A 14,965-nucleotide genomic window follows, 5' to 3' on the forward strand; every position below is an offset into this window, starting at 1 on the left:
TATAAGTAGATGCATAGAGGGGCTCCGAATTCCACTCATGGCGGCGGATGGAGCCCGTTGTTTATTCGTCCGGACCAGTGGATGCATCGTCCAACTCCCGCCAAGTGGGACGCTTGTCGGGACGGGCGGATGTATCATTCAACAACCGCCAAGTTTGGCGCTTGTCAGGACGGGGTGACTTGCTGTCGGACTTGCCGCTGGTATCCTCAACTTCCCTTTTCATTCCGTTCGGGTCAAAAATCTCCTTGTTAAACAGAACAGGTTTCGGTGAAGAATAGCCTCTTTTTCGCCTCATGGCCGGATCACCTCTCATCAGTATACTTTCGTGAATTGTTGATCATGCCTAGAATCTGTGAGGCTGGCCCATCTGAAGATGTTTACCGGCACTGGGTGCCGGTAATTTTTCATCCAAGGCCGTTTGGCGGCAATGGACGTCGTTACTCCCTCCTTCTTCTCAGTGTGAGTGCGCATGTGGGAGTGCGGAAGCGGTGGAAAATATGATACAATAAAACCAAACATATGTACGCACCGATCATTAAAGTGACGTGATCGGCGAGATAGATTTCAACTTTCGGTGCGACCAAGCTGCGTCTTGCGAATAAACCTTTGATATAATTGGGCAACCGGCCACTTACCAAGGTAAGAAAAAATAGCACTGTATTTCAGGCTTATTTTGTCGATTCAAAGGTACTTCCAAAAATAGGACTGTTTTTCAGTCCTATATGCTATTTCTTTTTTGAGCACCTAAAGAATCCCCCGAATAAGGCGGAAAATCAGCTCTATTCTTGAAGTGGCAATCAAAAAGTCAAAAATAAGACTGGCAATCAGCCCTATTTTCACAATGAATTCATTATGTAAACTATAATCCGGTCCTGGAGAAGCCCCGCCAATCAATCGATTTCGAGTTTAACCAGTGATATCAAGGGGTTATTTGCCAAATTGGGCTGCGAAAGATGAGGTTTGATTGTAATCATTGGGAGAGATTTACTTTGAACTCATTTGTACATCTGCACGTTCACTCCGAATACAGCCTGCTGGACGGTGCCTGCCGGATTGACGCTCTGCTGGACCGTGTTCAGGAACTGGGCATGAAAGCCATTGCCCTGACTGACCATGGGGTAATGCATGGTGCCGTTGAATTTTACAAGAAAGCGAAAGAGCGGGGAATTCATCCCATCATCGGATGCGAAGTCTACGTGGCGAGGGGATCGATGCGGGAGAAAAGCGGGCGTCAGGACAAGCCCTGTCATTTGATCCTGCTGGCCGAGAATGATACAGGCTACCATAACTTGATGGAGATAGTATCTGCGGCCCAATTGGATGGATTCTACTACAAACCCCGCACCGACAAGGAATTTTTGAGAAATCACCGGGAAGGCCTGATCGCACTGTCATCCTGCCTGGGGGGAGAAGTGGCAAACCGCGTGCTGCAGGGGGATTTGGCCGGAGCGCGCCAGGCGGCGGAAGAGTACAGGGAAATTTTTGGTTCGGACAATTTCTATATCGAATTGCAGGACCACGGATTATTGGAGGAAAAACAGGTCAACCAGCACCTGATCCGAATTGCCCGCGACCTGGGGCTGCCGCTGGTGGCAACCAATGATGTGCACTACATCAATCGCGAGGATGCACCGGTTCATGATGTCCTTTTATGCATCCAGACGGGGAAAAGCTTGCAGGATAAAGAGCGGATGCGGTTTCCCTGCGATGAGTTTTATCTCAAGAGCGGGACAGAGATGGCGGAGTTGTTCCGTCATCTGCCGGAAGCCATCGAGAATACGGAAACAATCGCCAAGCGATGCCAGCTGGATTTGCATTTGGGGGTTACCCACCTGCCCAAGTTCGACCTGCCGGAGGGTTTCGATGAGGACTCCTATCTGGCGTACTTATGCGAGAAGGGACTGCGGGAACGTTACGGGAATCCGTCGGATCAGGCCAAGGACAGGCTTCAATATGAACTGTCCGTTATTAGACAGATGGGGTTTGCCGGATACTTTCTGGTGGTGTGGGATTTCATGAAATTTGCCCACGAACACGGGATTTCCACCGGACCGGGCCGGGGTTCCGCCGCTGGCAGCCTTGTGGCTTATGTATTGAAAATTACAGACGTGGATCCGATTCATTACCATTTGTTGTTTGAGCGTTTCTTGAATCCCGAACGGGTTTCCTGGCCGGATATCGATATCGATTTTGATTATGAGAGACGCCAGGAAGTGATCGATTACGTAACCCGCAAATACGGGGAAAGCCGGGTGGCCCAAATTGTAACCTATGGGACGATGGCAGCCAGGGCCGCCATTCGCGACGTGGGGAGAGTAATGGACCTGCCAATCCCGGAAGTGGACCGGGTGGCCAAGCTGGTTCCCCACTCCTTGAGCATGACCATCGACAAAGCATTGGCAACCGAACCGGGCCTCAAGAAAATGTATGACGAGAATCCGACGGTAAAACGGTTGCTTGACACGGCAAAAGCGATCGAAGGGTTTCCCCGTCACACGTCCATTCACGCTGCTGGCGTGGTCATCTCCAAGGATCCGCTGACCCGGTATGTACCTCTCTCCCGGGGTGCGGAAGGCGGCGTGGTCACACAGTATGCCATGGAAGATCTGGAAGCGGTGGGTCTTCTGAAAATGGACTTTCTCGGACTGCGGAACCTGACCATCATTGATCATACGATTGAAGCGGTAAAGCGCGGGCATGGAATCGAGATCGATTTCACCAAGATGAACATGGATGACCCGGCTACATTTGACCTGCTTGCCCGCGGTGATACGGACGGGTGCTTCCAATTGGAGTCGGCAGGTGTCAAGAACGTGCTGCGGGAATTAAAGCCGACCACCTTTGAAGACATTGTGGCCGTGATTTCCCTGTACCGTCCGGGTCCGATGGACAACATCCCCAACTATATCGCCGCAAAGCACGGCAAGACTCCGGTTTCCTATCCGCATCCCGATCTTGAACCGATTCTTAAAGACACATACGGGATCATTGTGTACCAGGAACAGATCATGCAAATCGCGGCGCGAATGGCCGGTTTTTCCCTTGGTCAAGCGGATCTGCTGCGGAGAGCGGTGGGCAAGAAGAAGCGGGAAGTGCTGCAGCAGCAGCGGGAATTGTTTGTAAGCGGCTGTTTGGACAAGGGCTACGATGAGAAGATCGCCAATGACGTCTATGATTTGATTGTTCGTTTTGCAGATTACGGATTTAACCGGTCCCATGCGGTGGCATACGCTGTTGTAGCTTACCGCACCGCTTACCTGAAAGCCAATTACCCGGCCGAATTCATGGCTTCCCTGCTGACTTCCTGGTTGCATTCCGGTTCGAAGGTTGCTCAGTATGTGGACGACTGCCGAAAAATGGGCATTCAGGTTCTCGGCCCCGACGTGAATGAAAGTTCCTACCGGTTTGTCGTGTCGGACGGCAAAATCCGGTTTGCTTTGTCCGCTGTCAAAAATGTGGGGATTGCTGCCATCCAAACCATACTGCAGGCAAGACAGAAAGGGCCTTTTTCCGATCTGCTCGACTTCTGCCGTCGTGTGGATTTAAGGGCCTGCAACAAGCGGGTGATCGAGAGTTTGATCCGCAGCGGTGCGTTTGATTGGATGGGGTTGGGACGCCGTTCCCTGCTGCTGGCCCTTGATGAAGCAGTGGAAAAAGGCGGCCTTCTGCAGAGGGAGCAGGATGCCCCCCAGATCTCGCTGTTCGGCATGATGGAGAAGGGGGGTGGCAAGGAAGTCTTGACAATCCCGGAAGTGGACGATTTCTCCAAAATCGAACAGCTTGAGATGGAAAAGGAACTGCTGGGTCTGTATGTTTCGGGGCACCCCCTGGACCGATACCGGACGGCCATGTCCCGGCATGCCCGACATCGGATTGCCGAACTGCACGATATGGAGGACGACACAGTCACAACCGTTGCGGGCCGGGTCCGGGACATGCGGATGGTGCAGACCCGAAAGGGGCAAACCATGGCTTTTGTTCAGATGGAAGATCTTACGGACGCCGTGGAACTGATCGTGTTTCCGGCTGTGTTTGCCTCCGCCAGGTCCCTGCTTGAGAGTGAGCCCGTAGTTCTGGTCAAAGCAAAAGTGCAGACGCAGGACGAAGGGGTGAAATTGCTGGCTGAGTCCATTCAACCGCTTGTCCCTGCCGCCGACACCAGGATTGCACAGGGCAATGAGACTCTTTTTATCAAAATAGAATCCAGCCGTGAAAACGCCAACACGCTTCGGGCATTGAAAAACTGTCTGCTGCGCCACCAGGGGCGGACTTCCGTGGTGCTCTTCTATGCGGGGAACAAAACGACACGCCAAATTACGGAGCGTGTCGAATTGACGCCTGAATTGTTCACGGAAATTGAGAGCCTGTTGGGGTCGGGCAGTGTCGCCGTAAAAAAATAGTCGTCAAGTCAGCTGCTCCACCCTCATAGCATGATAATATCTTCTTGACTTGGCTGATAGGAAATTGGCAATTTTGTCCTATCGACATAAGGGCAGGTTTACTTTGGGAGGAACTGGGATGGAGACGGAGAAAGTGGTCGCCTTATTGGAGCAACGGGGTGTGAAGGTGGACGATATTGTTGAAATTGTTTACTCGCTGCAGGTGCCTTATCACCCGGATCTTTCGAAGGAAGAATGCAAGGAAAGCGTACTGCGCGTGCTAAGCAAAAGGGAAGTGCAATATGCTCTTTATACAGGAATCGCGTTGGACATGTTGGCGGAGCAGAACCTTCTGCCGGAACCTCTTCAATCGATCCTGAATGTGGACGAACCGCTGTATGGTGTTGATGAAATCCTGGCCTTGGGCATTACCAATGTGTACGGTTCGATAGGGCTTACCTCCTTCGGTTATCTGGACAAGGAGAAAACAGGCATCATCGCCCAACTGAACAACAAAGGCAAGAGCATACACGTCTTCCTGGACGACCTGATTGCGGGCGTGGCGGCCGCAGCCAGTGCCCGCATAGCCCACAAATTCACTTAAAAACTGCTAAGAGTTGAAGAATCTGTGTCATCGACTGGTTGGTGGTCATACCATGTTTTTCCGTGGTATAATTGAGGACAACAATTGTCCATTTTGAGGTACCAGAAAAACAAGTTTTTTAATTTCGGATTCCCACCAAAGCACTTTTTGTTGCTTTGAGGCCCTTGTCAGGATGGTGTTTTACATGTCATTACGGGAAGAAGCACTGGAATTGCACCGAACTCATCAAGGAAAACTCAGCGTTGTGTCCAAGGTTTCGGTGAAGAACGCTCGCGACCTCAGTCTTGCCTATTCGCCCGGAGTGGCGGAACCATGCAAGGAGATTTACCAGCAGACTGATCGCGTGTACGAGTATACCAGCAAAGGCAATCTGGTCGCCGTCGTTTCCGACGGAACCGCAGTACTGGGGCTGGGTAACATCGGGCCGGAAGCCGCCATGCCGGTCATGGAAGGAAAAGCGGTGTTGTTCAAACAGTTTGCGGGAGTGGATGCGGTACCCATCTGCCTAAACACAACGGAAGTGGATCGAATTGTGGAGACGGTTAAACTGCTGGAACCCACTTTTGGCGGCATCAATCTGGAAGACATTGCGGCGCCGGCTTGTTTTGCCATTGAAGAACGACTCAAGAAAGAAATGAACATCCCGGTGTTTCATGATGACCAGCACGGAACGGCGATTGTTACCCTTGCGGGGTTGATCAACGCATTGAAAGTGGTCGGCAAATCGATGAACGAGATTCGTGTTGTCGCCAACGGCGCGGGCGCTGCCGGTATTGCAATCATCAAATTATTGTTATCCATGGGTGTCCGTCACGTCGTCATGTGTGACACCAAAGGCGCCATTTACGAAGGCCGCACAGAGGGCATGAACCCAATCAAAGAACTGATTGCCAGGAACACCAATCACGAGAGGATTGCGGGTACCCTGGAAGAGGTTTTGGCGGGCTCTGACGTGTTTATCGGAGTATCGGTGGGCGGTGCCGTAACTCAAGACATGGTGCGGTCCATGAACAGGGATCCAATCATTTTTGCCATGGCCAACCCGGATCCGGAAATCCTGCCCGACGATGCTCTCAAGGCCGGTGCGAAAGTAGTGGGTACCGGACGGTCTGATTTTCCCAATCAGGTCAACAATGTTTTGGCGTTTCCGGGCATCTTCCGGGGAGCGTTGGACACAAGGGCCAGCAGCATCAATGAGGAGATGAAGATTGCCGCTGCCTACGCCATTGCAAACTTGATAGACGATAGCGAATTGGCAAGCGATTACGTGATTCCCCGTCCGTTTGATCCAAGAGTGGCGCCAAGCGTTGCGGCAGCCGTCGCCAAGGCTGCAATGGATTCAGGTGTCGCTCGCATTCAAGTGAATCCCGATGATGTGGCAAACAGGACGAGAGTCTTGTCAGCAATTGAATAACAGGCGGAACTGCGGTTTTGACTTTCTTGATTCCGCTGAAATGGCTGTGTTATGATGATTTCAGTTTTTCCATCTGGCAGGAGGAACTGTGTATATGTGGACAGTCATTTACATAGCATCAGGCGAGAAAACAGCCGAATCAATCAAGCAGAAACTTACTGAAGAAGGGTTCCTGGTCAAGCTTCGTCAAACGAACATTGCCAAACAGCAATATGAAGTGTTGGTTCCCGAATCCGAATTGGATGAAGTGCAAGAGGTGCTGAAGGATATCCTGCATTCCTCCCATTTGTAAGAGGTGAAAAGGTGCTTAAAGATCTTTTCCATAAAAAACGCAAGTACGCAACGATAACAACACAGGAATTGGCAGACCGCAGGGACAGTATTCCGGAAGGCATTATGACCAAATGCAAGAAATGCTCCGAACTGTTGATCAGCCGTGAATTGGAGAAGAACTTGAAGACATGCCCTCGATGCGGATATCATTTTCCCATGTCTGCACCCGAGAGGATTGCCGCCACTCTTGATGAGGGGCAATTTGTCGAATACGACCGGGGAATGACATCGGTTGACCCTTTGCAGTTTGAAGATTATCCGGCCAAACTGGAGCAGGTGCAGACTGCAACCGGGCTTTCGGAAGCGGTTGTGACCGGAGAGGGTTTTATTGGAGGCAGTCCTGTCGTTATGGGTGTCATGGATTCCCGCTTTATTATGGGGTCCATGGGATCGGTTGTAGGGGAGAAGATCACGCGGGCGGTTGAAAGAGCCATTGAAAAACGGGTACCCGTTGTCCTGTTCGCCGCTTCCGGCGGCGCCAGAATGCAGGAAGGGGTCTTTTCCCTTATGCAGATGGCCAAGACCAGCGCGGCACTTAACAAACTGAGCAAGGAAAGGCTTCTGTTCGTGTCTGTCCTGACCCACCCGACAACGGGCGGTGTCAGTGCATCATTCGCCAGCCTGGGGGATGTCAACCTGGCCGAACCAGGTGCGTTGATCGGATTTGCCGGCAGGCGCGTGATTGAACAGACCATTCGGCAGAAGCTCCCCGACGATTTTCAGACTGCCGAATTCCTGCTTAAGCATGGCATGATTGACCGGGTTGTGCCACGCAAAGAAATGAAGCAGACACTGGCCAAAATTCTTGACATTCACGCGGGAGGTGCAGGTCATGGCCAATGAATTGCACTTTGAGAAGCCATTGACTGAACTTCGCGCAAAGATTGAGGAGCTCCGTAAGTTTACGGAGGAGAAGGGCATTGACTTCACCGACGAAATCGTCAAGTTGGAACGCAAGGCTGCCGAATTGGAGCAAACCATTTACGGGGAACTGACTCCCTGGCAGAAGGTTCAGATCGCCCGGCATGCCGACCGTCCTACCACTCTGGATTACATCCGAGGGATGTGTACCGATTTCATTGAGATGCACGGAGATCGCACGTTTGGCGACGATCCTGCATTGGTCGGCGGTATCGCGAAGCTGGACGGGATTCCGGTTACGGTGCTCGGGCACCAGAAAGGCCGGGATACGAAGGAGAACATCTACCGCCGGTTTGGCATGCCTGAGCCGGAAGGGTATCGGAAGGCGCTCCGTTTGATGAAACAGGCGGAAAAATTCGGTCGTCCGGTCATCTGTTTCATAGATACTCCAGGTGCTTACCCGGGAGTGGCGGCTGAAGAAAGAGGGCAAAGCGAGGCGATCGCCCGCAATTTGATTGAGATGGCCGGGCTTTCCGTGCCCATAGTGTGTGTGGTAACAGGAGAAGGCGGATCCGGCGGGGCGCTGGCTTTGGGTGTGGGGGATCGCATCTTCATGCTGGAGCACGCGGTGTATTCGGTAATATCCCCGGAAGGAGCTGCCGCTCTCTTGTGGAAAGATGCTTCGCAGGCACAAAGGGCAGCTGAAACCATGCGCATTACCGCTCAAGATCTGGCTCGCTTCGGCATAGCGGACGGGATCATTGAAGAACCTATGGGGGGCGCCCAGAAGGATCCCGATTTTACCATTGCCAAAGTCAGGGAAAAAGTGGTGGCTGCCATTAGGGAGCTGCTTGAAGTACCGGTGGATGAGCTTGTGGAAGCCCGCTACCGAAAATATAAAGCAATCGGGCGGTTTCACGAGGAAGTTGCCGACAAGGCTGCCCTGAATTCGGATGTTGTTGAAAGCGAAAAGGTAATATAAACTAGGAGTGTGCCCTGATGGGCACCTCCTTTTGCACTTGTTCAGGAAATTATAAGTTTTCAATGTAACAAGTTTTTCTTTATTTCCTCGTCGGGACTTATTTTGTCCCTGCGGGACATGAATCATTTCGTTTCAGCTTACTATTTTCTTCACTTTTGCCAGAAAATTTTGGGTACAATAGTTGTCAGGAGGTATTGGGGACATGAAGCGGATAGGTGTGTTGACAAGCGGTGGTGACTCCCCCGGCATGAATGCGGCAATCCGGGCGGTTGTGCGCAGCGCCATTTACCATGGAATTGAAGTCGTTGGCGTGAAACGGGGGTATCAAGGGTTGATTACCGGGGACGTGGTTCCGATGGATCTCGGTTCTGTTGCCGATATCATTCATCGGGGCGGAACGATCCTTTTTACCGCCCGATGTGAAGAGTTCAAGACAGAGGAAGGTCAGAACAAAGCACTGGCCACGATTCGCGAACACGGGATTGAAGGGATGGTTGTCATTGGAGGCGACGGTTCCTACCGAGGGGCAAATGTTCTTACCCAAAAGGGGATTCCCACCATTGGATTGCCCGGCACCATTGACAACGACATTCCCTGTACAGACTTTACAATCGGGTTTGATACAGCTATCAACACGGTCATAGAGGCAATTGACAAGATTCGTGATACAGCCACATCCCACGAGCGTACATACGTGATTGAAGTAATGGGACGCAATGCGGGTGACATTGCACTCTGGGCGGGCGTAGCCGGAGGGGCGGAATCGATTCTGATTCCCGAGGAGCCTTCAAACATTGATCAAATGGTTGATAAACTGAAACGGGGTGCGGCCCGCGGCAAAAGACATTCTATCATTCTGGTCGCGGAAGGAGTGGGGAAAGGATTTGAAATCGGCGAAAAAATCCATGAAAAAACGGGTTGGGAAACCCGGGTAACGGTACTTGGACATATTCAGAGAGGCGGTTCCCCCACCGCCTTTGACAGAACCCTTGCGTCCAGAATGGGCTCTATGGCAGTGGACCTGCTGAAGAAGGGGACAGGCGGCAGAGCGGTAGGAATTATTGGCGGCGTGCTTCAGGCAACCGATATTGACCGGGTGCTTTCAACCCCGCGCAAACCCAATATGTCCCTGTATTCCCTTGCATCGGTACTTTCGATTTGATTGTTCCTGTTGGAGGTTACTATGAGGCGTACGAAAATTGTTTGTACAATTGGACCTGCGAGTGAGTCGGTCGAGGTGTTGACGCAACTGATTGAAAACGGCATGAATGTTGCACGGCTTAATTTTTCACACGGAACTTATGAGGAACATGCTGCCCGCATCCGGAATATTCGGGAGGCGTCCCGGATTGTGGGGAAGATGGTGGCCATCCTTCTGGACATCAAAGGCCCCAAAATCAGGACCGGCATGATTGAGAATGACCAGACGGAACTGAAAACGGGAGCCATGATCACGCTTACCGCCGAGGATGTTCTGGGCACTGCCGAACGGGTATCCATATCCTACAAAGGATTGCCGGAAGATGTAAAACCCGGTTCCCGGCTGTTGATTGATGACGGCTTGATCGGCCTGGTTGTGGAGAAAGTGGAAGGCGCCGACATTTTATGCAGGGTGGTAAATGGCGGCATTCTGAAAAATCGCAAGGGCATCAACGCACCCGGTGTGAAGCTGCGAATTCCCAGTGTGACGGAAAAAGACATTGCCGACATCAAATTCGGGGTCGATCAGGGGGTTGACATGATCGCCGCATCCTTTGTCCGTAAGGCGGGCGACGTCTTGGATGTAAGGCGGGTTCTGGAAGAGAAAAATGCAGACCTGGACATAATTGCCAAAATTGAGGCGGAAGAAGCCCTTGATCAGTTGGATGAAATCCTGAAAGTGGCGGACGGCCTTATGGTGGCCCGCGGTGATTTGGGGGTTGAAATTGCGACTGAAGAAGTTCCCCTTTGGCAAAAAGTCATGATAGAGAAAGCCAATCGGGCGGGAAAACCGGTAATTACCGCCACGCAGATGCTTGACTCCATGGAACGCAATCCCCGTCCTACAAGGGCGGAAGCCAGTGATGTCGCCAACGCCATCTTTGACGGCACGGATGCCATCATGCTGTCCGGGGAGACTGCCGCCGGCAAATATCCGGTACAAGCGGTCGAAACGATGGCCAGGATTGCGGAGAGGGCAGAACGGGCGCTGCGGGAAGACCATATTCCTGCAAAAAAGCGCGGCTGGGAAGGAACCCACACGGTGACAGACGCATTGTCACAAGCGGTGGCTACGATTGCAAAGGATTTGGAGGCCAAAGCGATTGTAACTCCTACACAAAGCGGACATACCGCCCGAATGGTGTCCAAGCACCGTCCGGAAGCGGTTATTATTGCAGTCACCCCCCGGGAGGATGTGGCTCGAAGACTTTTGCTCTCGCATGGCGTCTACCCGGTCGTTGTAAAAGAGACAGGCACCACGGACGAAATGCTTGAGGTGGCAGTCGAAGGAGCGCTCAAATCCGGCATGGTGAAACACGGGGATCTGGTGGTCATCACAGCAGGCGTGCCAGTGGGGACACCGGGCACCACGAACCTGTTGAAAGTTCATACTATCAGTGACGTAATTGCCCGCGGACAGGGTATCGGCCAACAGGCTGTTACCGGAAGAGTGGTAAGCGGGAAACGGACGGAGGATGTGCTGCGCCGGATCCGGCAGGGGGATATTCTGGTTATGCCGGGAACAGATGCGGATGCCGTACCTGCCATGGAGAAAGCGGCTGCCGTTATAACAGAGGAAGGCGGGCTGACCTCGCATGCGGCCGTTGTGGGTCTGAGCCTGGGAATTCCCGTGATTGTCGGTGTGGAGAAAGCTGTCAATTTGTTGGAAAACGGGGCCATTGTTACGGTCGATCCGGTTTCCGGACTGATATACAAAGGTCAGGCCCAGATCTTGTAGACTGCGGCGTGTAAATGCAATTAGCGGGGAGAGGGCTTCAATGGAGAGCAAATGGCATGAAATCGAATTGCGGGTGCGCTACTCGGAAACAGATGCGATGCAGGTGGTGTATCATGCAAATTATCTCAATTGGTTCGAAATTGGCCGAACGGAAATGATGCGGAATACCGGAGCCCCCTACCGGGAATTGGAAGAGGCAGGCATACTGCTGCCTGTCATAGAAGCCAGGGCCTTTTACCATTCGCCTGCCCGGTATGACGATTTGATCATTATCAGGACACGTTTGACGGAAGCTCGTGTGAAAGTAAAATTTGAATACGAAATTGTCCGCCAATCGGACGCTCAATTGTTGGTGAACGGATATACGGTTCACGCGTGGGTCAACCGGGACATGAAACCCATTCAGTTAAGGAAAGCGGCACCTGAGATCTATAACGCAATACTGGGTTTCCTGACAGAAAACTAGAAGATCATTCTATGCAAAACCGCAGGGCTGTTCTCTTTTGTAAGCATCTACGTTTGAGAACAGCCCCAAGCCATTTAACCTATACTTTGAAGCGTGAAGCTGCAGCCTGCATGTGGCTGCCCGATTCGGCCAGGGACTGGGCGGCAGTGGACAGTTCTTCCATCGAGGCAAGCTGCTGTTGGGTGGTTGCCGCCACACTTGCCGTGTTGTCCGCCGTCTCTTCCACCAGCTTTGATATGTCGTCCATCGCGGAAGCAATCTGGGAACTGGCAGACGCCAATCTCTTTGAGGAAGCAATAATGGATTCGAAGTCGGTAAAAGCCGTTCGAATGCTGTTCTCAATTTGGATAAAGCTCTCATTGGCTTCATTTACTGTAAGAATGCCTTTATCAACCGCTTCTTTGCTGGAGCTGATCTCAGCTACGGTCAATTGGGTCTTCTGCAGGATTACCTGCACCAGGCTGCCGATTTGTTCAGCGGAGCGGGCAGATTGCTCCGCCAGTTTTCGCACTTCATCCGCCACAACGGCAAAACCTCTTCCGTGTTCGCCGGCACGGGCTGCTTCAATAGCCGCATTCAACGCCAACAGATTCGTCTGATTCGAGATATCAGAAATCAAACCGGTGATTTCATTGATCTTTTCCGATTGCTCATCCAACTCCCTGATGACCGCCTGAATGTGGTCGACCTGGCCGGCGATAATGGACATGTTGTCCACTACGGAATCCATCTGCTTCTTGCCGGTGCCCGCCCATTCCACCGACTGCCTGATTTCCCGCTGAACATCTGAAATGACTCCGTCTATAGCCTGGACGTCTGTATTCAAAGCCTGAACGGAATGGAGCGTATGGCTGATTTTTTCCGATTGGTCCTGGGTGCTGTAAGATACGGTTTCGAAGGATGCGGAAATACTCTCGCTGGCCTTTGTCATCTGGATGCTTTGGGCACCCAGTTCCTGAGCCATTGAAGCAACAAGACTCGCCTGTTCATTGATTTCCTTTATTATTTCCCGCATGTTCCGGGACATGGCGTTGAAGGACTCCGCCAATTGCCCAAGCTCGTCCGAGCGGTTTACTTGCAAGGAACTTCGCAAATCGCCGGAAGCGATCAATTCGGTTTGAACGGCCAACTGTTTGACAGGGGTGACGATCATGCGCGTAAGCAGGTACCATGCAAGGAAGCCGGTAACCAGAGACAATCCGAACAATATGTATTGAATTGTATGCAGCCTGGATTGCTTGGCCGCATTATCCGCTTCCATGATGGATACGATCTCAATCATTTTGTTCAGGAGAACCATGTTGTTGATTTCAACGGAACGAAGAGCGGTCCTGCGAGACTCCTCCGACTGGGCGGGGTCCGACACGGTCAGCAGCTGGTTTTGGAACTGTTTCCACTCGGGTTCCAGAGCCAGAAGTTTATCCCTGACCACAGGGTTTTGAACACCGGGAAGATTCAGACTGGGGTCCCCGTTCAAAAGCCCCTCATGGTGCTTTTGGAAGAGGGAGATGGTGGAAGTCAACGCTTTACGCACCTCGGGATTATTGATATTCTGGTAAGCAGCAAATGCCTCTTTCCCCATTTTTTGCGACAACATCCGCTGTTTGCCGGCCACATTGATTTCCGCTGCATCGAACTTGAAGCTTTGCATAAAGTAAAAAAGGACAATTTGTCCAACCAGTGAAATGGCAATAAGGGACAGCAGTGTGATCCCAAGTTTGAACGAGATCCGGTTGATCAATTTCATCCTCATCTTCCTTTCATGGCGAACACTTTACTAAAATATACCAAATTTAAACATAGTATATATACTATTCACAATAAAAACATTAATCATTCATAATTCAGACAAAGACACATGTCTGAACCCGGAGGGATTCTGGTGTTTCGCATATTGCTGCTGCTCTTTATCCTAGTGCCAATCATTGAAATTTACCTGCTGATTCAGGTGGGAGAAGTCATCGGCGGATGGCAGACCGTACTGCTGGTTTTGCTGACAGGCTTGTTGGGAGCCTATCTGGCCAAAACACAAGGACGGGCGGTCTGGTACCGCTTGCAGTCGGAATTGTCGATGGGAAGGCCCCCCGGTGATGCACTGCTGGACGGGGTATGTGTCCTGGCTGGCGGTGTGTTGCTGCTGACTCCCGGCTTTGCGACTGATATTCTGGGCTTGGTTCTGTTGTTGCCTCCCACAAGGGAACCAATCAAAAGGGTGCTCCGGCGATGGCTTGAAAAACAGTTGTCCAAAGGGACGTGGATCACCTTTCGCAGATGGTGAGCCTTTGGTGAAAAATTTCAGAGCGGCACTAGTCAAATAAAACAATATTATGGTATTATTTTTTTGAGGTGATGGTTATTGCAGGAAGAAAAGCGGAAATCCTTATTGTTTCTGGCGCTGTCCTTCGTTTTTGCCGTTTTGGCAGGTTTTTTGTTTCTTGAAAAGGTGAAAGCCGTAGAGGACCAGTTGGGTGATTCCATTCCGGTTTTGATAGCCAGGCAGCCGATTGCCGCAAGGACGCCGATTACACCCGACATGCTTGAGGAAAAACTTATTCCCCGCAAATTTGTTTTTGACTCGTTGATAACGGGCCATGAGGAAGCGGCGGGGCATGTCTCACTGGTGCCGTTGCAGAAAGGAGACGTGGTGACGAAATCCATGTTAAAACAGATCTCTAAGGTAAACAGCGAAAATGTAAGGATAGTCAATCTGACACAATCCGAGCGGGTTCTCTTTGACGAAGAGCTGGATGCCGCCGACCGCGTGGATATCATTGTATCCTATACGGAAGCTGAAAAACCCGTAACCAAACTGCTGATGCAGGATATTCCCGTGGGGCGGGTGTCCGATGCCAAAGAACGTCCCAAGGCAATCGGGGTTGAACTGTCGGTCGAAGATGCGCAGAAACTGATATTCATGCAGAATTTTGCCCGGCAGATCCGAGTCCTGAAACACAATATTCAAAACCCTGCCAGATAGGAGGGATTCGT

At 51.6% G+C, this 14,965-nt stretch carries 13 protein-coding genes; 11 read left to right on the forward strand and 2 right to left on the reverse strand.

Going from position 1 to position 14,965, the window contains the following annotated elements:
- Nucleotides 1–61: 61 nt before the first annotated feature.
- Nucleotides 62–295 (reverse strand): hypothetical protein, encoded by a 234-nt coding sequence (locus tag EFBL_RS05590; RefSeq protein WP_096181154.1) that lies wholly within the window; start codon nucleotides 293–295, stop codon nucleotides 62–64.
- Between the two features lie 694 nt (nucleotides 296–989).
- Between EFBL_RS05590 and EFBL_RS05595 the strand changes: the two genes are divergently transcribed.
- The 9 genes from EFBL_RS05595 to EFBL_RS05635 all read left to right on the forward strand — a co-directional run bounded on the left by EFBL_RS05595 (nucleotide 990) and on the right by EFBL_RS05635 (nucleotide 11,977).
- Nucleotides 990–4,400: a DNA polymerase III subunit alpha gene (locus tag EFBL_RS05595; RefSeq protein WP_096181155.1), complete on the forward strand. Its 3,411-nt coding sequence runs from the start codon at nucleotides 990–992 to the stop codon at nucleotides 4,398–4,400.
- A gap of 118 nt (nucleotides 4,401–4,518) precedes the next feature.
- Nucleotides 4,519–4,983, forward strand: a complete 465-nt coding sequence (locus tag EFBL_RS05600) for a phosphatidylglycerophosphatase A family protein (protein WP_096181156.1) — start codon at nucleotides 4,519–4,521, stop codon at nucleotides 4,981–4,983.
- A gap of 184 nt (nucleotides 4,984–5,167) precedes the next feature.
- Nucleotides 5,168–6,397: an NADP-dependent malic enzyme gene (gene ystJ / locus EFBL_RS05605; RefSeq protein WP_096181157.1), complete on the forward strand. Its 1,230-nt coding sequence runs from the start codon at nucleotides 5,168–5,170 to the stop codon at nucleotides 6,395–6,397.
- Between the two features lie 94 nt (nucleotides 6,398–6,491).
- Nucleotides 6,492–6,689: a glutamate decarboxylase gene (locus EFBL_RS05610; RefSeq protein WP_096181158.1), complete on the forward strand. Its 198-nt coding sequence runs from the start codon at nucleotides 6,492–6,494 to the stop codon at nucleotides 6,687–6,689.
- Between the two features lie 11 nt (nucleotides 6,690–6,700).
- Nucleotides 6,701–7,573 carry an acetyl-CoA carboxylase, carboxyltransferase subunit beta gene (gene accD, locus EFBL_RS05615; RefSeq protein ID WP_096181159.1) on the forward strand — a complete coding sequence of 291 codons (873 nt, stop codon included), beginning with the start codon at nucleotides 6,701–6,703 and terminating at the stop codon, nucleotides 7,571–7,573.
- Entirely contained in the window at nucleotides 7,563–8,573 is a 1,011-nt protein-coding gene (locus tag EFBL_RS05620) for an acetyl-CoA carboxylase carboxyltransferase subunit alpha (RefSeq protein ID WP_096181160.1), read from the forward strand. The genes accD and EFBL_RS05620 overlap by 11 nt, the downstream gene beginning before the upstream one ends.
- 202 nt (nucleotides 8,574–8,775) lie before the next feature.
- The gene (gene pfkA, locus EFBL_RS05625; protein ID WP_096181161.1) at nucleotides 8,776–9,735 is read left to right on the forward strand and encodes a 6-phosphofructokinase; all 960 of its coding nucleotides are present in this window, start codon (nucleotides 8,776–8,778) and stop codon (nucleotides 9,733–9,735) included.
- Between the two features lie 21 nt (nucleotides 9,736–9,756).
- Complete coding sequence (pyk, locus tag EFBL_RS05630; RefSeq protein ID WP_096181162.1) at nucleotides 9,757–11,511, forward strand: pyruvate kinase; 1,755 nt, start codon at nucleotides 9,757–9,759, stop codon at nucleotides 11,509–11,511.
- Between the two features lie 40 nt (nucleotides 11,512–11,551).
- Nucleotides 11,552–11,977: an acyl-CoA thioesterase gene (locus EFBL_RS05635; protein ID WP_096181163.1), complete on the forward strand. Its 426-nt coding sequence runs from the start codon at nucleotides 11,552–11,554 to the stop codon at nucleotides 11,975–11,977.
- A 79-nt stretch (nucleotides 11,978–12,056) separates the two neighbouring features.
- Here EFBL_RS05635 and EFBL_RS05640 read toward each other — a convergent pair whose 3' ends face one another.
- Nucleotides 12,057–13,724 (reverse strand): methyl-accepting chemotaxis protein, encoded by a 1,668-nt coding sequence (locus tag EFBL_RS05640; RefSeq protein ID WP_165912609.1) that lies wholly within the window; start codon nucleotides 13,722–13,724, stop codon nucleotides 12,057–12,059.
- Nucleotides 13,725–13,859: 135 nt separating this feature from the next.
- On the opposite strand from EFBL_RS05640, the gene EFBL_RS05645 reads away from it, so the two are divergent.
- Entirely contained in the window at nucleotides 13,860–14,255 is a 396-nt protein-coding gene (locus EFBL_RS05645; RefSeq protein ID WP_096181165.1) for an FxsA family protein, read from the forward strand.
- A 78-nt stretch (nucleotides 14,256–14,333) separates the two neighbouring features.
- Complete coding sequence (cpaB, locus tag EFBL_RS05650; RefSeq protein WP_096181166.1) at nucleotides 14,334–14,954, forward strand: Flp pilus assembly protein CpaB; 621 nt, start codon at nucleotides 14,334–14,336, stop codon at nucleotides 14,952–14,954.
- Nucleotides 14,955–14,965 lie beyond the last annotated feature (11 nt).

It is taken from the genome of Effusibacillus lacus, assembly GCF_002335525.1.
Taxonomy (GTDB): domain Bacteria; phylum Bacillota; class Bacilli; order Tumebacillales; family Effusibacillaceae; genus Effusibacillus; species Effusibacillus lacus.